Source organism: Leucobacter triazinivorans, from assembly GCF_004208635.1.
Classification (GTDB): domain Bacteria; phylum Actinomycetota; class Actinomycetes; order Actinomycetales; family Microbacteriaceae; genus Leucobacter; species Leucobacter triazinivorans.
In genome coordinates this window covers 72709-92198 of the sequence record NZ_CP035806.1, presented here as the reverse complement: position 1 = coordinate 92198, position 19490 = coordinate 72709, and the positions used below count along the sequence as shown (strand labels likewise).

General features: G+C 69.7%; 18 protein-coding genes and 1 tRNA gene. 13 read left to right on the top strand and 6 right to left on the bottom strand.

Translation table 11 applies throughout. The annotated features are described in order from the left end of the window. Positions 1 to 28 precede the first annotated feature (28 nt). Genes EVS81_RS00435 through EVS81_RS00425 form a run of 3 tightly spaced genes read right to left on the bottom strand, consistent with a single transcriptional unit; the run spans position 29 to position 2659 of the window. The gene (locus tag EVS81_RS00435; RefSeq protein WP_130108648.1) at positions 29 to 688 is read right to left on the bottom strand and encodes a methionine ABC transporter permease; all 660 of its coding nucleotides are present in this window, start codon (positions 686 to 688) and stop codon (positions 29 to 31) included. After that, positions 685 to 1716 (bottom strand): methionine ABC transporter ATP-binding protein, encoded by a 1032-nt coding sequence (locus tag EVS81_RS00430; protein ID WP_130108647.1) that lies wholly within the window; start codon positions 1714 to 1716, stop codon positions 685 to 687. Before EVS81_RS00430 ends, EVS81_RS00435 begins: the two co-directional genes overlap by 4 nt. 55 nt (positions 1717 to 1771) lie before the next feature. Beyond that, the gene (locus tag EVS81_RS00425; RefSeq protein WP_130108646.1) at positions 1772 to 2659 is read right to left on the bottom strand and encodes a MetQ/NlpA family ABC transporter substrate-binding protein; all 888 of its coding nucleotides are present in this window, start codon (positions 2657 to 2659) and stop codon (positions 1772 to 1774) included. A gap of 204 nt (positions 2660 to 2863) precedes the next feature. On the opposite strand from EVS81_RS00425, the gene EVS81_RS00420 reads away from it, so the two are divergent. Genes EVS81_RS00420 through EVS81_RS00400 form a run of 5 tightly spaced genes read left to right on the top strand, consistent with a single transcriptional unit; the run spans position 2864 to position 8392 of the window. Then, positions 2864 to 4303 (top strand): glyceraldehyde-3-phosphate dehydrogenase, encoded by a 1440-nt coding sequence (locus EVS81_RS00420; RefSeq protein WP_130108645.1) that lies wholly within the window; start codon positions 2864 to 2866, stop codon positions 4301 to 4303. Positions 4304 to 4363: 60 nt separating this feature from the next. Then, complete coding sequence (locus tag EVS81_RS00415) at positions 4364 to 5203, top strand: universal stress protein (RefSeq protein ID WP_130108644.1); 840 nt, start codon at positions 4364 to 4366, stop codon at positions 5201 to 5203. 23 nt (positions 5204 to 5226) lie between these two features. Beyond that, entirely contained in the window at positions 5227 to 6471 is a 1245-nt protein-coding gene (locus EVS81_RS00410) for a glycoside hydrolase family 3 N-terminal domain-containing protein (protein WP_130108643.1), read from the top strand. A gap of 26 nt (positions 6472 to 6497) precedes the next feature. Continuing rightward, a complete protein-coding gene (locus tag EVS81_RS00405; protein ID WP_130108642.1) occupies positions 6498 to 7145 on the top strand; it encodes an MBL fold metallo-hydrolase in 648 nt (215 codons plus the stop codon). Continuing rightward, positions 7139 to 8392, top strand: a complete 1254-nt coding sequence (locus EVS81_RS00400; protein ID WP_130108641.1) for an MFS transporter — start codon at positions 7139 to 7141, stop codon at positions 8390 to 8392. The genes EVS81_RS00405 and EVS81_RS00400 overlap by 7 nt, the downstream gene beginning before the upstream one ends. A gap of 16 nt (positions 8393 to 8408) precedes the next feature. Here EVS81_RS00400 and EVS81_RS00395 read toward each other — a convergent pair whose 3' ends face one another. Both EVS81_RS00395 and EVS81_RS00390 read right to left on the bottom strand, forming a co-directional pair. Continuing rightward, positions 8409 to 9548 (bottom strand): glutathione S-transferase family protein, encoded by a 1140-nt coding sequence (locus tag EVS81_RS00395; protein WP_130108640.1) that lies wholly within the window; start codon positions 9546 to 9548, stop codon positions 8409 to 8411. A gap of 30 nt (positions 9549 to 9578) precedes the next feature. After that, on the bottom strand, positions 9579 to 10127 hold the full coding sequence (locus EVS81_RS00390) for a flavin reductase family protein (protein WP_130108639.1): 549 nt from the start codon (positions 10125 to 10127) through the stop codon (positions 9579 to 9581). Positions 10128 to 10337: 210 nt separating this feature from the next. On the opposite strand from EVS81_RS00390, the gene EVS81_RS00385 reads away from it, so the two are divergent. Together EVS81_RS00385 and EVS81_RS00380 are read left to right on the top strand one after the other, a co-directional pair. Further along, entirely contained in the window at positions 10338 to 10796 is a 459-nt protein-coding gene (locus EVS81_RS00385) for a peroxiredoxin (protein ID WP_130108638.1), read from the top strand. Positions 10797 to 10880: 84 nt separating this feature from the next. After that, a tRNA-Val gene (locus EVS81_RS00380) sits at positions 10881 to 10956 on the top strand. A gap of 141 nt (positions 10957 to 11097) precedes the next feature. Here the strand turns inward: EVS81_RS00380 and EVS81_RS00375 are convergent. Beyond that, positions 11098 to 11688, bottom strand: a complete 591-nt coding sequence (locus EVS81_RS00375) for an isochorismatase family protein (protein WP_130108637.1) — start codon at positions 11686 to 11688, stop codon at positions 11098 to 11100. A gap of 154 nt (positions 11689 to 11842) precedes the next feature. Here EVS81_RS00375 and EVS81_RS00370 point away from each other — a divergent pair, with 154 nt between their 5' ends. The 6 genes from EVS81_RS00370 to EVS81_RS00345 all read left to right on the top strand — a co-directional run bounded on the left by EVS81_RS00370 (position 11843) and on the right by EVS81_RS00345 (position 19376). Further along, the gene (locus EVS81_RS00370; protein WP_205879358.1) at positions 11843 to 12829 is read left to right on the top strand and encodes a GlxA family transcriptional regulator; all 987 of its coding nucleotides are present in this window, start codon (positions 11843 to 11845) and stop codon (positions 12827 to 12829) included. Between the two features lie 183 nt (positions 12830 to 13012). Further along, on the top strand, positions 13013 to 15739 hold the full coding sequence (aceE, locus tag EVS81_RS00365; RefSeq protein ID WP_130108635.1) for a pyruvate dehydrogenase (acetyl-transferring), homodimeric type: 2727 nt from the start codon (positions 13013 to 13015) through the stop codon (positions 15737 to 15739). A gap of 34 nt (positions 15740 to 15773) precedes the next feature. Beyond that, positions 15774 to 16964: a PucR family transcriptional regulator gene (locus EVS81_RS00360; protein ID WP_130108634.1), complete on the top strand. Its 1191-nt coding sequence runs from the start codon at positions 15774 to 15776 to the stop codon at positions 16962 to 16964. Positions 16965 to 17083: 119 nt separating this feature from the next. Further along, entirely contained in the window at positions 17084 to 18001 is a 918-nt protein-coding gene (locus tag EVS81_RS00355; protein ID WP_130108633.1) for an ACP S-malonyltransferase, read from the top strand. Between the two features lie 35 nt (positions 18002 to 18036). Then, entirely contained in the window at positions 18037 to 19041 is a 1005-nt protein-coding gene (locus EVS81_RS00350) for a beta-ketoacyl-ACP synthase III (RefSeq protein ID WP_130108632.1), read from the top strand. 86 nt (positions 19042 to 19127) lie between these two features. Further along, entirely contained in the window at positions 19128 to 19376 is a 249-nt protein-coding gene (locus EVS81_RS00345) for an acyl carrier protein (protein WP_017794148.1), read from the top strand. Positions 19377 to 19490: the final 114 nt, after the last annotated feature.

Sequence of the window (19490 nt, the reverse complement as noted above, 5' to 3'; positions counted from 1 at the left end):
CTAGCGGGCACCAGCACCGCCGGCACCGCTACCGCCGCAGCAGTCTGCGCGCGAGGCTGTTGCCGAACAGCTGCACCAGCTGCACGATGGCGATGATGATCAGCATGGCGGTCCACGTGACCCACGGATTGAACTGGCGGTACCCGTAGAGCAGCGCGAAGTTGCCGAGCCCCTCGGCGCCCAGGATGCCCGCGAGGGCCGTCATGTCCATGATCGCGACGAACGCGAAGGTGTACCCGAGCACCAGCGGCCCGAGCCCCTCGGGGATCAGCACGGTCAGGACGATGCGGATGCGGCTCGCGCCCATCGCCCGGGCGGCCTCGATGACCCCCGGCGGCACTGTCAGGAGATTCTGCTCGACGAGCCGCGAGATGCCGAAGGTGCACGCGAAGCAGATCATGAAGATGAACGCGGGATCGCCGATCCCCGTGCCGGTGACGAGCCGGGCGAGCGGCTGCAGCGTGAAGGCGAGGATCAGGAACGGGATCGGCCGGACGAAGTTGACCAGGAAGTTGAGCGTGTAGAAGACAGGTGCGTTCGGCGCGATGCCTCCGCGCCGGGTGACCACGAGCACGACGCCGAGGACGAGGCCCATGCCCCCGCCGATCGTCATCGCAGCGGTGACGTAGAGCAGCGTCTGGAGGATCGCCTCGGGCAGCTTGGGCAGGAGTTCGATCAGCTCGTTCATCGCGCCAGCACCTCCAGTTCGGCCTGCTGGCCGAGCGCGGCGATCGCGTGCTCGACCTGCAGATCGTCTCCGATGAGTTCGAGCGTCAGCTTGCCGAAGCTGCGCCCGCCGACGTCGGTGACGCCGCCGTGCACGATGCTGACCCCGACGCCGCGGTCGGCGAGCGTCTGGAAGACCACGGGCTGGTCGACGTCGCCGTCGCGGAAGGTGAGCGTCACGAGGCTGCCGTGGTGCCGGCGATGCAGCTCCTCCAGGTGTTCCGCCTCCGGCTGCGTGGGCAGCGCGGTCGCCACGAACTTGCGCGTGGTCGCCGTGCGCGGGTTCGAGAACACGTCGAACACGTCGCCCTGCTCGACCGCCCGCCCCTGCTCCATCACGGTGACCCGGTGCGCGATCGCGCGCACCACCTCCATCTCATGGGTGATGAGGATGATGGTGATCCCGAACTCCTCGTTGACCCGTTTCAAGAGCGCCAGCACCTCCTGCGAGGTCTCGGGATCGAGCGCACTGGTGGCCTCGTCGGCGAGCAGCACTCCGGGGTTGGTCGCGAGTGCGCGAGCGATGCCGACGCGCTGCTTCTGCCCGCCGGAGAGCTGGTCGGTGTAGGCGCCCGCCCGGTCGCCGAGGCCCACGAAGTCGAGCAGTTCGGCCACGCGGCGCCGGCGTTCGCCGGCCGCCATCCCCGCGACCACGAGGGGATACTCGACGTTCTTCGCGACCTTCTTCGAGTGGAAGAGGTTGAACTGCTGGAAGATCATGCCGATGCGGCCGCGCACCGCCCGCAGCTTCGACTCCGGCAGCGCCGTCACCTCGTCGTCGCCGACGAGGATGCGGCCGGAGGTGGCCTGCTCGAGTCCGTTGACGAGCCGCAGCAGCGTGCTCTTGCCGGCGCCGGAGTATCCGATGATGGCGTGGATCTCGCCCGAGACCACATCGATGGAGACGTCGTCGACGGCGACGACCGGGTCGGTACCGCTCCCCCGTGCCGGGTAGCGTTTGCCCACCCCGATCATCTGCACGCGCGTCATCGTTCTCCTTCTCCTGCTCGCAGCTGGGCCCCGGCCGCCGTCCGCCGCCCGCGGGTCAGCTGTTGGCGCGGACGTCGTCCTGCACGCGCTCGAGGCTCGCCAGCAAGTCTGCCACGGGGACGCTCGTCATCACCGCGGTCCCGCCCGAGTCGTTGACCACGCCGTCCTGCACCGCCTGGGTACCCTGGTAGATCTCGACGAGCTTCAGGTACGTCTCGTTGTCCTGATCCTCGGCGCGGGCCGCGAAGATGTTGACGTAGGGCAGCGCGTTCGGATCCTGCGGATCGTCCTGCGCGATGGCGTCGGCGTAGTCGAGGCCGGCCTTGGTCGCGAACTCGTTGTTCACGACACCGCCGGCCACGTCGGCGAGGGAGTTCGGCACGAGGTCGGCCTGCACCTCGACGATCGTGACCTTCGAGGTCTCGGGGTCGATCTCGTCGGGGGTCGAGAAGATCGACCCGCCGCCCTCGAGCTCGAGCAGTCCCGCCGATTGCAGCACGAGCAGGGCTCGGGCGCGGTTCACGACGTCGTTCGGGATCGCGATCTCGCTGCCCTCGGGGATCTCGTCGACCGACTGATACGTGTCCGAGAAGAGCGCGAGCGGGTAGATGGCGGTCGAGCCGATCGGAACCAGGTCGTCGTCGTTCGCGACGTTGTACTCCGCGAGATAGACGACGTGCTGGAACTGGTTGAGGTCGAGGTCGCCGTTGCTCAGCGCCGGGTTCGGCTGGTTGTAGTCCTGGAAGTCGACCAGGTCGACCTCGATCCCCTCCTCGGCCGCGGCGTCGACGAAGTCGACCCAATACGGGTTGCTCTCACCGACGACGCCCAGTCGCACGGTCTCGGTGCCCCCCTCGCCGCTCCCGGACGACGAGCAGCTGGTGAGCAGCAGCGCGAACGCTGCGATCGATGCGGCGAGAGCGCCGCGCTTCGTGAAGGTCATGATCATCCTCTGCGATCGTGTCGGGTGCGGGAGCGCCGCGGCTGAGGCCGCGGCGGACCGTTCCAGGGTGACGGATGTCGCTTTGGAGCCGAAATCGCGGTGTCATACGGCGTCATCCGCATGGGATACTGGAACCGACGTCACGGCGTCGCCGGCGGGCAGGCCGATCCCTCTTCACACCACTGGAAGGAATCCTCCGTTCACATGATTCAGCGTGCTGATGCTCACCTCGAAGCGTGGAAGGCGAAGCAGGAACTCGCAGAGCGGATGATTCCGCTGATCGGGCAGCTCTACCGGGACCACGACGTGGTCATGTCCGTGCACGGGCGCAGCCTCGTGGGGCGCTCGCCCATCGACATCATCCGCGCGCACAGCTTCGCCCGGAAGATCGACGACGTCGAGCTGCCGCTCGCCGAGACCTCCGCCGTGGTCGAGGCGCTCGCCCGCATCCAGCCCGGCCCCGTGTCGGTCGATCTGGCGCTGCTCGCCAACGGGTACCGCACGAGCGGTGCCGGCGACCTCGACGCCTACCTCCGGGAGCAGCTCGCCCCCGCGATCGCGGCGCAGCCCGGCCGGGGCACCGACGTGGTGCTCTACGGATTCGGCCGCATCGGCCGCCTGCTCGCCCGCATCATCATCGACCACTCGGGCAGCGGCCGCGGGCTCAATCTGCGCGCCATCGTCGTGCGCAAGGGCTCCGAGAACGACCTGTTGAAGCGCGCGAATCTGCTGCGCCGCGATTCGGTCCACGGCCCGTTCAACGGCACCATCAAGGTGCTCGAGGACGAGAACGCGATCCTCGCGAACGGCGTGCGCATCCAGGTGATCTACTCGAACGACCCGGCGAGCGTCGACTACACCGAGTACGGCATCGAGGACGCGATCCTCGTCGACAACACCGGTCGGTGGCGCGACGCCGAGGGTCTCGGCCAGCACCTCGAGAACCGTGGCATCTCGCGCGTGCTCCTCACCGCTCCGGGCAAGGGCGACATGCTGAACGTCGTCTTCGGGGTCAACAGCGACAAGATCACCGCCGAGCACACGATCCTCAGCGCGGCCTCCTGCACCACCAACGCGATCACTCCGGTGCTGAAGGTGATCAACGACCGCTTCGGCGTGAAGCGGGGCCACGTCGAGACCGTGCACTCCTACACCAACGACCAGAACCTCATCGACAACTTCCACAAGGGCGACCGCCGCGGCCGCTCCGCGGCGCTCAACATGGTGCTCACCGAGACCGGCGCCGCGAAGGCCGTCTCGAAGGCCCTTCCCGAGTTCGAGGGCAAGCTCACGGGCAACGCCATCCGGGTGCCCACCCCCGACGTGTCGATGGCCGTGCTCAACCTGCAGCTCGAGACCGAGACCTCGCGCGACGAGATCAACCAGTTCCTGGAGCAGGTCTCGCTCACCGGTGGCCTGCGCACACAGATCGACTACGTCGAATCGGCCGAGATCGTCTCGACCGACTTCGTCGGCTCGAACCGCGCCGGCATCGTCGACGGCCTCGCCACGATCGTCACCGGCGACAGCGCAGTGCTCTACGTGTGGTACGACAACGAGTACGGCTACAGCTGCCAGGTGGTGCGCATCATCGAGCAGCTCGCCGGGAACCACCCGGCGCATCTCCCGGCGCGCGAGGGCTGAGCCGCAACCGCGGCCTCGATACACTCTGAGCGTCGGTACCCCCGAGAGAAAGGACCGGAGATGTCGGAGAAATACCTCATCGGAGTAGACGGATCTGAGCAGAGCCGCGTGGCGCTCGCGTGGGGGCTCGCTCGGGCGACCGAGCGCGGCGCCGCCGTGGAGCTGCTGCACGTCGCCGACGACTCGTTCCTCTCGGAGAGCGTCGCGTTCCTCTCGGAGGCGCAGGAGGCCTCGGAGCAGATGCTGCAGGGCGAAACCGAGTACGCCCGCAGCCTCGGGTTCGAGGGGCGCATCTCGGGCACCGCGGTGGTGGGCCACCCCATCGCCGAGGTGGAGGAGGCCTCCCGCCACGCCGACCTGCTCGTGCTCGGCGCGCACGGCGGCAGCCGATTCGCCGGTTCGTTCTTCGGCACCCGCGCCGTGAAGGCCGCGGCGACGGCGCACTGCCCCGTCGCCGTCGTCCCCAAGCACGAGCCCGGTACCGGAGTGGTGGTCGGCGTCGACGGCTCCGAGGCCTCGCAGCGCGCCATCGCGTTCGCCGCCGAGGAGGCGTCGCTGCGCGGCGCGCCGCTCATCGCGGTGTACGCATGGATGCCGCCGCTCACGCCCGGGCTCGAGTACCTCTGGAGCGAGGAGCTCGTCGAGTCCCAGCGCGCGGCCGCCGAGGAGGCGATCGCCATCGGTGTCGCCGGACTCGCCGAACGCTACCCGGATCTCGAGATCCGCAGAGAGATCGTGCAGTCTCCGCCCGTCGCCGCCCTCGTGCAGGCCGCGGAGCACGCCGAGCTGCTCGTCGTCGGCAGCCGCGGCCGCGGGGGCATCTCGCGGCTGCTGCTCGGCTCGGTGAGCCACGGCGTGCTGCAGGCGCTCCCCTGCCCGGTCATCGTCACGCGCGCCTGATCCGCCCGCGGCTCGCCTCGCGCATGCGGATCCTCCGCTCCCTGGCGCTGCTCGCGACGGGTGCGGCGATGCTCGTCGCACCCGTCGCCTGCGCGCCGGCCCCCGTAGACAGGCCGGGTGCCGGCGCGGCCGATCGCAGCGCGGGCGCGTCGCGCCCCGGCGAGCACGCGGCTCCGCGTGCGTCGAGCCCGGTGGAGGCGCGCCATCAGCGCGCAGTGGAGCTGGTCGCCTCCGCGACGACGCGCGAGAACGTCGCGAGCATCCTCATGGCGACGGCTCCCGGCACCGACCCCGACGCGCTCGGCCGTTTCATGGCCGAGCACGGCCTGGGCGGATTCATCCTGATGGGCGACAACGTGCCCGCCACTCCCGAGGGCCTCGCCGCCGTCACCGCCGCGCTGTCCGTCGACCCCGAGTTCCCCGCGCTCATCGCGATCGACGAGGAGGGCGGCGCGGTGACCCGTCTGCCCTGGGACGATCTCCCCGGCGCCGACACCCTCAAGCACGACGACGCCGCGGCCGCAGAGCAGGCGTTCGCCGGCCGCGCCGCCCTGCTCGCCGACGCGGGCGCCAACGTGAACTTCGGGATCGTGGCCGACATCACCGACGACCCCGGGAGCTTCATCTTCCCCCGCGCACTCGGCACCGCACCCGCCGACAGCGCGGCGCGCGTCGCCGCCGCCGTCCGGGGAGAACAGGGGCGGGTCTTCTCCACGCTCAAGCACTTCCCCGGCCACGGAGCGGCACCGGGCGATTCGCACGCGCAGATTCCGCGCTCCGCGCAGACACCGATGGAGTGGCAGGCGCACACGGCCCCGCCGTTCCGCGCGGGCATCGACGCCGGCGCAGAGCTGCTGATGTTCGGGCACCTGGAGTTTCCCGCGATCGACGCGGCTCCGGCATCGCTCTCGGCGGAGTGGCACCGCCGCGCACGGGAAGAGCTCGGCTTCGCCGGCGTGGCGGTCACCGACGATCTGGGCATGCTGCTCGCCTCGGGCGTCGACGCCTACCGCGACCCCGTGCGCAATGCCGCGGCGGCGCTGGCGGCCGGCAACGACCTGATCGTGCTTATCGCAGGTGCCGACGAGGCGACGCTGGCCGCAACGATCGACGGGCTCACGACCGAGGTCGAGGCGGGGCGGATCCCTCGCGAGCGCTTGGAGGAGGCGGCCGTGCGGGTCGCCGAGCTGCGCCTCGAGGCCCGCGCGCGCGACGACGCGCACTCGGGCACCGCCCCATCGCTCGGGGACGGAGCCGCAGACCACTAGGGTGGAGGGGCGAGAAGGGGGACGACATGAGCGAGATCCTGGTCGAACGAGTGATCACGCGCGGCAGCATCGGCGCCGGCAGGCCGGGATTCCCGGCGGAGGGCGTGGTGCTCGAGAACAACGTCTGGGTGATCGGCGACGACGCCGAGGCGATCGTCATCGACGCCGCGCACGATGCCGATGCCGTGGCCCGGGCGGTGGGCGACCGCGAGACCCTCGGGATCCTGTTGACGCACGGCCACGAGGACCATGTGAACGCGGCCCTCGACGCCGCGGCGAAGCTCGACACCCACCTCTACCTGCACCCGGCCGATCTGTTCCTATGGGAGCAGACCCACGGCGAGCAGACGCCTGACTTCGAACTCGCGGACGGTGCCGTGTTCGCGGTCGCCGGTGCCGAGATCGTGACGCTGCACACCCCGGGTCACACACCGGGCTCCGTCTGCTTCGCGGCGCCGGGACTCGGCACCGTCTTCTCGGGCGACACCCTCTTCCAGGGCGGGCCGGGTGCCACGCGCTGGGAGTACTCGAGCTTCGAGCAGATCATCGCCTCCATCCGCGGGCGCCTCTTCACGCTGCCGGGCGACACGAGCGCCCGGCCCGGCCACGGCGACAGCACGACGATCGAGCGCGAGCAGCCCGCGCTCGAGGCGTGGCTCGCCCGCGGATGGTAGTGGGCGCAGCGGCGCGGCTCACGCCGCTGCGCCGCAACCTCGCGCTCTTCGCACTCGCGCTCGGCGGCTTCGGGATCGGCGTCACCGAGTTCGCCGTGATGGGGCTGCTGCCGGACATCGCGCGCGAGCTGCTGCCGGGCTTCTCCCAGTCCCCCGACACGGTGATCGCGCAGGCCGGCGTGCTCATCTCCGCCTATGCGCTGGGCGTGGTGGTCGGAGCACCGACCTTCGCGGTGCTCGCGGCGCGCATGTCGCAGTCCCGGCTGGCGTTCTGGCTGCTCGGGTTGTTCATCGTGGGCACCGTGGCCTCGGCGCTCATGCCCACGTTCGGCACCCTCGCGGTCTTCCGCTTCGTCGCCGCGCTGCCCCACGGCGCCTACTTCGGCGTGGCCTCCCTCCTGGCCGCCCGCCTCATGGGCCCCGGCAGCCAAGGCCGCGGTGTCGCGCTCGCCATGTCGGGCCTGACGCTCGCCAACGTGTTCGGCGTGCCGATGGCCACGTGGCTGGGACAGCTGTTCGGATGGCGCATCGCCTTCGTCTTCGTCGCGCTGATCTTCACGGTCGCGCTCCTGCTGGCACTCGCGGTGCTCCCCCGGTTCCCGGGCAACCCCGAGCGCAGTCCGCTCCGCGAGCTCTCAGCGCTGCGCAACCCGCGCACCTGGATCATGATCGCGGTCGGTTCGGTCGGTTTCGGCGGCTTCTTCGCGGTCTACTCCTACATCGCGGAGGTCACGACGCGCGAAACCGGCCTGGACGCCGGGGTGGTGCCATGGGTGCTCGCGAGCCTCGGCGTGGGGATGACCCTGGGAAATCTGCTCGGCGGCTGGGCGAGCGATCGCGACCTGCGACGCACCATCACCTGGGGCTTCACGTCCTTCATCGTGGTGCTGGCGCTGTACACGCAGCTCGCGCAGTCCGCGGTGGGCCTCTTCGTCAGCGTGTTCCTCCTCGGCCTCACCTCGTCGACACTGATCCCCTCGATCCAGACTCGGCTGATCCGCATCTCGGATGAGGCGGCGCTGCTCGGCGCCGCGGTGAACCACGCCGCGTTCAACGTCGGCAACAGTCTGGGTGCGTGGCTCGGCGGCATCGTGATCGCCCGCGGCCTCGGCTACCTCGCCCCCGGATGGGTCGGCGTCGCGCTCGCGGTGCTGGGCTTCGCGCTGGCGCTGCTCAGCCTGGCGGTCGAGCGCCGCGACAAGGCCCGCGATCTGAACACCGTCGGGATCCCGGTCGCGGGCGAGTGATCCGCCCGGCGGGCGCTCAGGCGGAACGGGGCGGATCCGGGGACTCGAGCGGCGTATGGCCCTCGGGCACACGCTCTTCCTCGGGCACGGGACCGGGTGGCGTCCCATCGCCGAACGGCGAACCGCCGAGCCGCTCTCGTCCGTGCGGCTCGAGCCAGTTCGAGAGCTCGGGGCCGGCCGGCACGATCCTGGTCGGATTGATGTCGGTGTGCGTCGCGTAGTAATGCCGCTTGATCTGCGCGAAGTCGACGGTATCGCCGAACCCCGGGGTCTGGAACAGGTCCCGGGCGTAGGCCCAGAGCCGGTCCATCTCCGCCAGTTTGTTACGGTTCGTCTTGAAGTGCCCGTGGTAGACGGCATCGAAGCGCACCAGGGTGGTGAAGAGGCGCACATCGGCCTCGGTGATGGTGTCGCCGACGAGGTAGCGACTGCCGGCGAGGCGTTCTTCGAGCCAGTCCATCGCCTCCCACAGGCGGGCGTAGGCGGCGTCGTACGCCTCCTGACTCCCAGCGAATCCGCAGCGGTAGACGCCGTTGTTGATCTCGGTGAAGACGCGCTCGATCACCGGCCACATCTGCGACAGACGGTCCTGCGGCAGCAGATCCGGCGCGCCGTCGCGATGGAACGGCCGCCACTGCGTCGAGAAGTCGAGCGTGATCTGCGGGTAGTCGTTGGTGACCACGCCGCCGCTCGGAACATCGACGATCGCGGGCACCGTGATGCCGCGCGGGTAGTCGGGGAAGCGCGCGAAGTAGTTCTGCTGCAGGCGGGCGGTGCCGAGCACCGGATCGACGTCCCCCGCGTTGTCCGGCGACCCCTCGCGGTCGAACGTCCACGAGCGTGCGTCGTGCACGGGGCCCGGGCGGCCCAGAGAGATCACGTGCTCGAGACCGAGGAGCCGCCGCACGATCAGGGTGCGATTGGCCCAGGGGCAGGCCGCCGCCGCGACCAGGCGGTACCGGCCGGGCTCCACCGGCCAGGCCTCGGCATCCGGCGCGAGGCCATAGCCCACCGAGCCGATCTTCGAGGGCGGAGGCGCGGGGAGCGCGCGCACCGCCGCGGGATCCGCCACGATGCGATCCTCGATGTACTGGGTGTCGCGCTCGAACGCCTGCCCGCCCGTCACGTAGCCGCCCATAGCCTGCTCGTTGGTCATGTTCCCGTCCTCCCGCTCGATCCCACCAGCCTAGATCGTCCGACTCCTCGACGGGCCGGGCTCGGCCGCGAGCGTGCGGAACTCCCGATCGTGGTAGACCATCGGCGCGTGCGCGTCGCCGAACCGGGCGTCGAGCACCTCGGCGACGACGATCACCGAGGCGCCGACGCCGAGCGAGTGCAGTGTGCGGCATCGCAGCGCGACCCGCGACTCCGGCAGGTACGGCTCGCCCGTGGGCAGTTCGGTCCACCCCTGCCCCGGGGTGAAGCGATCCGCCCCGGAGACCGCGAACGAGCGCGCGACCTCGGCGTGCCGGGCGTCGAGCAGGTGCACGAGATAGCTCTCGGCGCCCAGGATGCCGCCCGCGCTGCCGGTCGCGCGCGTCACCGAGAACGATATGGCGGGCGGGTCGACGGCGACGGAGGCGACGCTCGACGCCGTCAATCCCACCGGCCCCTCGTCGGTCTGCGCGGTGATCAGCGCCACCCCCGTCGGATGCTCCCTGAACGCGCGCTTGAGCGCCTCCGCGCCGTTCGCCGTCGCGACGTCGCGCTCCGATCCGCCCGTCTCCGACCCCATCCGTGTTCTCCCTTCCGACCGGGCGGTGTCCCGCCCGCCTGCGATCCGCGGCGTCCCGTTCGCTCACGAGCGAGGCCCCGGGCACGTCAGGCTCAACGCCGTCTCGTCCGCGAACATTCCAGGCCTGCGCCGCGCCCCGCCGTGCCGTCCGGCAGTAGGGTGGACGCGGACCCATCGTCACAGGGCGCATCGCGCCGGAAAGGGGGCACCATGGTGCTCGAGGTCGGCGCGCAGGCGCCGGATTTCACGCTGTCGGATCAGCACGGCGAGGAGCTGACGCTCTCGGAGCTCGTCGCGGAGGGGCCGGTCGCGCTGGTCTTCTTCCCGCTCGCCTTCTCCGGCATCTGCACCGGTGAGCTCTGCGAGCTGCGCGACAACCTGTCGGTGTTCTCCGACAGCAAGGTGCGTCTGGTCGGCGTCTCGGTCGACTCCGTCTATGCGCTCAAGGCGTGGGCAGAGCAGGAGGGCTACGAGTTCTCGATCCTCTCCGACTTCTGGCCGCACGGCGCCGTCGCGCAGCAGTTCGGCGCGTTCGTCGAAGAAGCCGGCATCGCGACACGCGCGACGGTCGTGATCGGCGAGGATCGCCGCGTGCTCGCCTCCTTCGAGACCGAGCCCGGCCAGGCGCGCAACTTCGCCGCCTACCGCGACGCACTCGCCGCGCTGTAACCGTCGCAGCGCACGAGCGGCGGGCTGACACCCGCTAAGCTTGTGCAGGTCCGTTCCCCGGATTCGTCCCGCGGGCGCGGACGGGGGCCTGTAGCTCAGCTGGTAGAGCGCCACGTTTACACCGTGGATGTCGTCGGTTCGATCCCGGCCGGGCCCACCAGAAGGTCGTTCTGCACGTGCGCGGTACCTCTGATGTGACCCGTTTCGCGGTTCATTCATGCCGCGACGAATCTGCACGATCCCGGTGCTGAACGTGGCAGCCCGACCGTGCGATGCCGGGCGTCCTGGCAGAGCGAGCCGCCTATGCCAGGTCGGCGGGGGTCTGGACCACGACCGCATAGAGGTCGCCGATGGTGGCGAGGGCGCACCGATGCAGGTCCTCCGCGTTCACGAATCCGACGGCGGAGTGCACGGGGCGCGTGGCGCAGGCAGCGGCGACGACGGTGACCCTGTTGCCGCGCAGAAATGCTCCCTCGCTGGTGAACGTCACGCACATGTGCGTCATGAACCCGGCCACGATCACATTCTCATGGCCTGCGGCGTCGACCTGCTCGCCGAGCTCGGTGTTCACAAACCCGTTCGGAGAGGTCTTCACGACCACCGGCTCGCCCTCGACAGGGGCGACCCTCGGGTGGATCTGCCCGATCTCGGCTCGGATGTCGTACGGGGTGCCCACGCCGCCATCGTTGACGACATGGATCACGCTCGCTCCGGCCTCGCGTGCACGGGCGAGGAGGTCAGCGGCGGCATCGAGCGCCTGCCGCCATCCGTCCAGTTCCATGACGCCGCGGGTGTAGGTGTTCTGATAATCCACCAGGATCACCGTCGAATCCGGCAGTACCGCCGGGGCCTGATTGAGGCCGTTGAGTTCACGCAGCGTGGTCGTCGCCATCAGCCATACGTCCTTTCATGCGAAGCGGATGCGCCCCACGTGTATGGGGGCATCTTCTACGCTAGAAACGCGGCAACGCGTCGGCAATGACACATAGCCCGCAGAAACAGACATTGCGCATCCGGGGAGACCGTGACGGGAGAAGATGGGAGCCATGATCGAACGGTTCGTCGTCGTCGCACTCTTCGATCGGGTCGATCTGCTCGATGTGACCGGACCACCCGAGGTGTTCTCCCTTCTGCAACGCGAGATGGACGAACCCACCGGGTACACGGTCGCCCTCGCTGCCGAGACCCTCGACCCGGTGACTACCTCCGCAGGAGTGCGCGTGATGCCGGACATCACGTTCGCCGACACGGCGACCCGCCGCATCGACACGCTCGTGGTGCCCGGCGCCGTGGTGGTCGATGCAGAACGCCGCGTTCGCGCCACGGCTGACCCCGTTGTCGTCGACTGGGTGCGCCGACTCGCTCCGCGCACACGCCGTGTGGCGTCGGTGTGCGTCGGTGCGCACATCCTCGCCAGCGCAGGCCTGCTGGACGGCAAACGGGCGACCACGCACTGGTCGACGGCCGACCAGCTCGCCGCCGAGCACCCACCCGTCATCGTCGATCCCGATCCGATCTTCATCCGCGAGGGAAACACATGGACCGGCGCCGGGCTCACGGCGTGCCTCGACCTCAGCCTGGCGCTGGTCGCGGAAGACTTCGGTCAGGAGTACGCGCTGCGGGTCGCGCGGCAGCTCGTGATGTACTTGAAGCGCCCGAGCGGACAAAGTCAGTTCAGCGTCTCGCTCGACCCGGTATCGAGCACGCGCCGCGTCGAGCATCTCCGGCACTACGTCACCCGGAATCTGCACCGTCCGCTCACCGTCGCCGAGCTTGCCGACCAGGCGCACGTCGGCGACCGCCAGCTCACACGCATCTTCAAGAACGAGCTCGGCAGGACTCCCGCAGCGTATGTCGAAATCGTCCGCATCGAAGCAGCCAGGAGCCGTTTGGAGAACACGGACGACACCTTGGAGCGCATCACGGCCGCCTGCGGCTTCGGGACCGTCGATACGTTCACCCGAGCCTTTCGCCGGGTGCTGGGAACCACTCCCACCGAATATCGTGAGCGGTTCCGCGTCACTCCCGACTGACGCCGACCGAGGCCTCGGCTTGTGCGAACATCACACCTCCCACAAGGGATGTGCGGGTTTCATGGTGGATATTCGCTAGTCTGGACGTACCCCCGCGAATCATCGCGGGAGTCTCTCGTGCTGCGCCCGGACGCAGGAACCCGCTCCGCGGCAGCACACCCCCATGGTGAATGGAGCACAATCTTGGCTGTGAACACGCAGGATCCGTACGCACCGGACAGCGACGACATGGATCCGCAGGAGACCTCGGAGTGGCGCGAATCCCTGGACGCCGTGGTCGAGGAGCGGGGAGCGGGCCGCGGCCGCGAGATCATGACGAGCCTGCTCGACCGCTCGCGTCAGCTCCACTTGAACGTGCCGCAGGTGCCCACGACCGACTACGTGAACACGATCGCCTCGAGCGACGAACCCGACTTTCCCGGCGACCACGACACCGAGCGCCAGTACCGCTCGTGGATCCGCTGGAACGCGGCCATGACCGTGCACCGCGCGCAACGACCCGGCATCGGCGTGGGCGGGCACATCTCGACCTACGGTTCGGCCGCCTCGCTGTACGAGGTCGGGTTCAACCACTTCTTCCGCGGCCAGGACCACCCGAGCGGCGGCGACCAGATCTTCGTGCAGGGGCACGCCTCCCCCGGCGTCTACGCCCGCGCCTTCCTCGAGGGCCGGCTCACCGAGAATCAGCTCGACGGCTTCCGCCAGGAGAAGTCGCACGCCCCGAACGGTCTGCCCAGCTACCCCCACCCCCGCCTGCTGCCCGACTTCTGGCAGTTCCCGACGGTCTCCATGGGGATCGGCCCCATCAACGCCATCTATCAGGCCCAGTTCAACAAGTACCTCACCAACCGCGGGATCGCCGACGCCTCGGATCAGCACGTCTGGGCGTTCCTCGGCGACGGCGAGATGGATGAGGTCGAGAGCCGCGGGCAGCTCCAGGTCGCAGCGAACGAGGGCCTGGACAACCTCACCTTCGTGATCAACTGCAACCTGCAGCGTCTCGACGGGCCCGTGCGCGGCAACGGCAAGATCATTCAGGAGCTCGAGAGCTTCTTCCGGGGCGCGGGCTGGAATGTCATCAAGGTGATCTGGGGCCGGGAGTGGGACGACCTGCTCGAACGCGACACCGACGGGGCGCTGCTCAATGTGATGAACACGACGCCCGACGGCGACTACCAGACGTACAAGGCCGAGAACGGCGCCTATATCCGCAACCACTTCTTCGGCAAGGATGAGCGCGCGCTCCGGCTGGTCGAGGGATACACGGACGATCAGATCTGGCAGCTGCGACGCGGCGGGCACGACTATCGCAAGGTGTACGCGGCGTACGCCGCGGCGCTCGCCCACAAGGGCCGCCCGACGGTGATCCTGGCGAAGACGGTGAAGGGCTACGGACTCGGCCCGCACTTCGAGGGCCGCAACGCGACCCACCAGATGAAGAAGATGACCCTCGAGGATCTCAAGCTCTTCCGCGACACGATGCACATCCCCGTGTCGGACGCGCAGCTCGAGGCCGACCCCTACCGCCCTCCCTACTACCACCCGGGCGAGAACGATCCGACCATCCAGTACATGCACGAGCGCCGCCGCGCGCTCGGCGGGTACCTGCCCGAGCGGCGCTCCACGCACACGGCGATCACCCTGCCGGAGCCCAAGAGCTACGCGATCGCGGCGAAGGGCAGCGGGACGCAGGAGGCCGCGACCACCATGGTGTTCGTGCGCATGCTGAAGGACCTGATGCGCGACAAGGGCTTCGGATCGCGCTTCGTGCCGATCATCCCCGACGAGGCGCGCACCTTCGGCATGGACTCGTACTTCCCCACGTCGAAGATCTACAACCCGCACGGTCAGAACTACGTCTCCGTGGATCGGGAGCTGCTGCTCGCCTACAAGGAGAGCGCGCAGGGCGTGCTGCTCCACGTCGGCATCAACGAGGCCGGCGCGGCCGCCGCGTTCACCGCGGTCGGCACCTCGTACTCCACGCAGGGCGAGCCGATGATCCCGATCTACATCTTCTACTCGATGTTCGGGTTCCAGCGCACGGGCGACGCCTTCTGGGCGGCGGGCGACCAGATGGCTCGCGGCTTCATCATCGGCGCCACCGCGGGGCGCACCACGCTCACCGGCGAGGGCCTGCAGCACGCCGACGGCCACTCGCTCGCGCTCGCCTCCACCAACCCGGCCGTGATCTCCTACGATCCCGCATACGGCTACGAGATCGGCCACATCGTGCGCGCCGGCATCGAGCGAATGTACGGCGGCGAGCACCCGGATCCCAACGTCATGTACTACCTCACCGTGTACAACGAGCCGATCGTGCACCCCGCGGAGCCGGAGGGCACCGACGTCGAAGGCATCGTGCGCGGCATCCACCGCGTGAGCGAGGCCGGCGCGGGCACGCACCGCGCCCAGATCCTGGCCTCCGGCGTCGCGGTGCCCTGGGCCATCGAGGCGCAGGAGCTGCTGGCGCGCGACTGGGACGTCGCCGCCGACGTGTGGAGCGTGACGAGCTGGAACGAGCTGCAGCGCGACGGCGTCGCTGCCGATCAGCACAACTTCCGCCACGCGCAGGAGGCGCCCCGGGTGCCCTACCTCACGGAGAAGCTGCAGGGCACCGAAGGCCCCTTCGTCGCGGTGAGCGATTGGGCGACGATGGTGCCCGAGCAGATCCGGGCGTACGTGCCCGGCGACTACTCGGTGCTCGGGGCCGACGGCTTCGGCTTCTCCGACACGCGTGCCGCCGCACGCCGCTACTTCGGCATCGATCGCGAGTCCGTCGTGGTGAAGGTGCTGCAGCGCCTCGCGGCCCAGGGCCGCATCGACCCCGAGGTGCCGCTGCGGGCGGCCGAGCAGTACCGGCTCGACGACGTGAGCGCCGGGACGACCGGCGGCGCGGGCGGGGAGTCCTGATGGCGGGGGCGGAGGCGTCGGCGGACCGATAGTCATGGATCGCACGAAAGAGCAGGAGCTCGCCTGGTTGAAGACCATCACGGGCGAGCTCTCCACCCGCATCATCACGCGGCTCGACGACACGCTGCCGTGGTACGGCAACATGCCGCCGAGCCGACGCTCCGCCGTCGGGCTCGTCGCGCAGACGGGTATCGCATCGTTCATCCAGTGGTACGAGGATCCGTCTTCCACGCCCTGGATCGCCTCGGACGTCTTCAGCGCCGCGCCGCGCGAGCTGCTGCGCTCGATCAGTCTGCAGGAGACCCTGCAGCTGATCCGCGTAGTGGTCTCCGTGGTCGAGGAACGCGTCACCCCGCGCAGCGAGGCGCTGCGCGAGGCCGTGCTGCACTACTCGCGCGACGTGGCATTCGCCGCAGCGGACGTGTACGCTCGCGCGGCGGAGGCTCGCGGGCTCTGGGACGCCCGCCTCGAGGCGCTCGTGGTCGACTCGATCCTCACCGGCGAGAGCGATGACGAGCTGCCCAGTCGCATCGCGGCCCTCGGGTGGCACGGCGAGGGCGAGGCCGCGGTGCTCGTCGGCACCGCCGAGCGCTCGGTGGATGTGGACCAGTTGCGCCGCACCGCGAGGCACGCGGGCGCCGACGTGCTCATCGGCCTGCAGGGCACCCGACTGGTGCTCGTGCTCGGCCGAGTCGAGGCGCAGCCCAAGGAGCCGACCCTCGCGAGCGAGCCGCTCGGCTTCCTGGAGATCGCGCAGCGGCTGGCAGACGGATTCTCCGACGGGCCGCTCGTCCTCGGTCCCGCCGTGGAGAACCTCGTCGACGCCTCGCGCAGCGCCCGTGCGGCGCTCGCGGGCGTTGCGGTTGCGCGTTCCTGGCGTCACGCGCCGCGTCCCGTGCTCGCCGACGATCTGCTGCCGGAGCGCGCGCTCGCCGGCGACGGCCTCGCTCGGCGCACGCTCATCGAGCAGATCTACGAACCGCTCGCCGCGCACTCCGGCGAGCTGCTCGAGACCCTCTGGTGCTACCTGGACAACGGGCGATCGCTCGAGGCGACCGCGCGCGAGCTGTTCGTGCATCCCAATACGGTGCGCTACCGGCTGAAGAAGGTGTCCGAGGTGATCGGCTGGAACGCGACGGGAGCACGAGAGGCGCTGATCCTGCAGTCCGCACTCATCGCAGGATCGATCGCTCAGCACCAGGGCAGACGCGGCAAGCAGCGCTGATCCCACCGCCCGGCGACGGGAATCCCACCGACATGCGCTGCGGATTCTGACAACATTTTCCGGAGAACATGATGGAGAATATGCAGGACCCCGCGCCCCGATCTGAGAAACTTGAACACGTGATTGTCATCGCATGCCCTGGACAGGGCTCACAGACCCCCGGATTCCTGAACGAGTGGCTCGAGCTCCCCGGCGCTCGGGACTTCCTCGGCGAGGCCTCGGAGCGGGCCGGCGTGGACCTGGTGCAGCACGGCACCGAGAGCGACGCCGATACCATCCGTGACACGGCCGTCGCTCAGCCCCTCATCGTCGCAGCCAGCCTGTTGGCGTGGCGCGAGCTCTCCGCGCGCACGGCACTCGGGGACGCCGGTGTCGCCGGCCACTCCGTCGGCGAGTTCGCTGCCGCGGCGGCCGTCGGCATCCTCTCCGAGAGCGACGCGCTGCGACTGGTGGGCGTGCGCGGGCGGGCCATGGCCCGCGCCGCGGCAGAGGCCGACACCGGCATGGCCGCCGTGGTGGGCGGCGTCGAGGCCGACGTGCTCGACAGGATCGCCGCCCACGGGCTCACCCCCGCGAACCGCAACGGCGGCGGTCAGATCGTCGCCGCGGGCTCGGTGGAGGCGCTGGCCGCGCTGGCCGAGGACGCTCCGCGAGGCGCTCGCGTGATCCGGCTGCAGGTCGCGGGCGCGTTCCACACCGAGTACATGGCGGGCGCGATCTCCGCCCTGCGCGAGGCCGCGGAGGGCGTGACACCCGCCGATCCGAAGCACCCCCTCTGGACCAACGCCGACGGGTCGCGAGTCACCGACGGCGCTCGCTTCGTCGAGCTGCTCGTGTCGCAGGTCGCGAACCCGGTGCGGTGGGACGCGTGCATGGAGAGCTTCCAGGAGGCCGGGATCACCGGACTCGTCGAACTCGCGCCGGGTGGTGCACTCACCGGCATCGCGAAGCGCGCGCTCAAGGGCGTGCCGAGCGTCGCCATCACCTCCCCCGCAGACCTCGACGCGGCGGTCGCGCTCGTCGCCGAAGCCGCCTAGACCGGCACCCCTGTCTCACGAAAGGACTCCTGCCCATGGCATCACTCGTGCAGCCGACGGGTCCCGCGCACACGCGGATCCTCTCCCTCGGAGCCGCTCGCGGCGACCTCGACGTGCCCAATGACGATCTGGTGGGCCCGATCGACTCCTCCGACGAGTGGATCCGTCAGCGCACCGGCATCGTGCAGCGCCGCCGTGCGAGCGCCGCCGTCGGGGCCGTCGACCTCGCAGTCGCCGCCGGCGAGGAGGCGATCGCCGAGTCCGGACTCGACCGCGGCGACATCGACGGGATCATCATCTCGACCATCTCGAACGTCGCGCTGACGCCCTCGATGGCCTCCCTCGCGGCTCACCGTCTCGGGCTCACCCCGGCGGCCGCCTTCGACATCTCCGCGGCGTGCGCCGGATACGTCTACGGCGTCGCGCAGGCCGACGCGCTCGTGCGCGCAGGCACCTGCACGAACGTGCTGGTCATCGGAGCGGAGAAGCTCTCGGACATCGTCGATCCGACGGATCGCAGCATCTCCTTCCTGCTCGGGGACGGGGCCGGCGCCGTGATCGTGGGGGCGAGCGACCACCCCGGGATCGGGCCGACGGTGTGGGGATCCGACGGCGAGAAGTGGGATGCGATCCGCATGACCTCCACGTTCGAGGAGTACCGCAACAACCCCGGCGAGGTCCCCTGGCCCACCCTGCGGCAGGACGGACAGACGGTGTTCCGCTGGGCGGTCTGGGAGATGGCGAAGGTCGCGCGTCGCACCCTCGAGCTCTCCGGCATCGCACCCGGCGATCTGGCCGCGTTCATCCCCCACCAGGCCAACATGCGCATCGTCGACGAGTTCGCGAAGCAGCTCAAGCTGCCGGAGAGCGTCGTCGTCGCACGGGACATCGAGATGCAGGGGAACACCTCGGCGGCGTCCGTGCCGCTCGCCATGCACGCGCTGCGCGCCGAGCACCCCGACCTCTCCGGCGGCCTCGCACTCACCATCGGATTCGGCGCGGGCCTCGTGTACGGCGCCCAGGTCGTCGAGATCCCCTGAGCCGCGCGCTCGCGCGTCGGACGCGGCCCGGCCGATCCCGCACGTAAACTTCTAGACCACACCCCATATCAAGGAGAAAACACACTATGGCATTCAGCAACGAAGAAGTCCTCGCCGGTCTGGCGGAGCTCATCAACGATGAGACCGGGATCGCTGCCGACGTCGTCGCCCTCGACAAGTCGTTCACCGATGATCTCGACATCGACTCGATCTCGATGATGACCATCGTCGTCAACGCCGAGGAGAAGTTCGACGTCAAGATCCCGGACGAAGAGGTCAAGAACCTCAAGACCGTCGGCGACGCCGTCGACTTCATCGTCAAGGCACAGGCCTAGGCATTGCGATCGGGAGGCGGGACACGCTCCCGCCTCCCAGCCGCACACACCTCAGACTTCCCGGCGCGTCGAGCGCCTCCGGAACGCCCCCGTTCCACACGATCACGCGGAGCC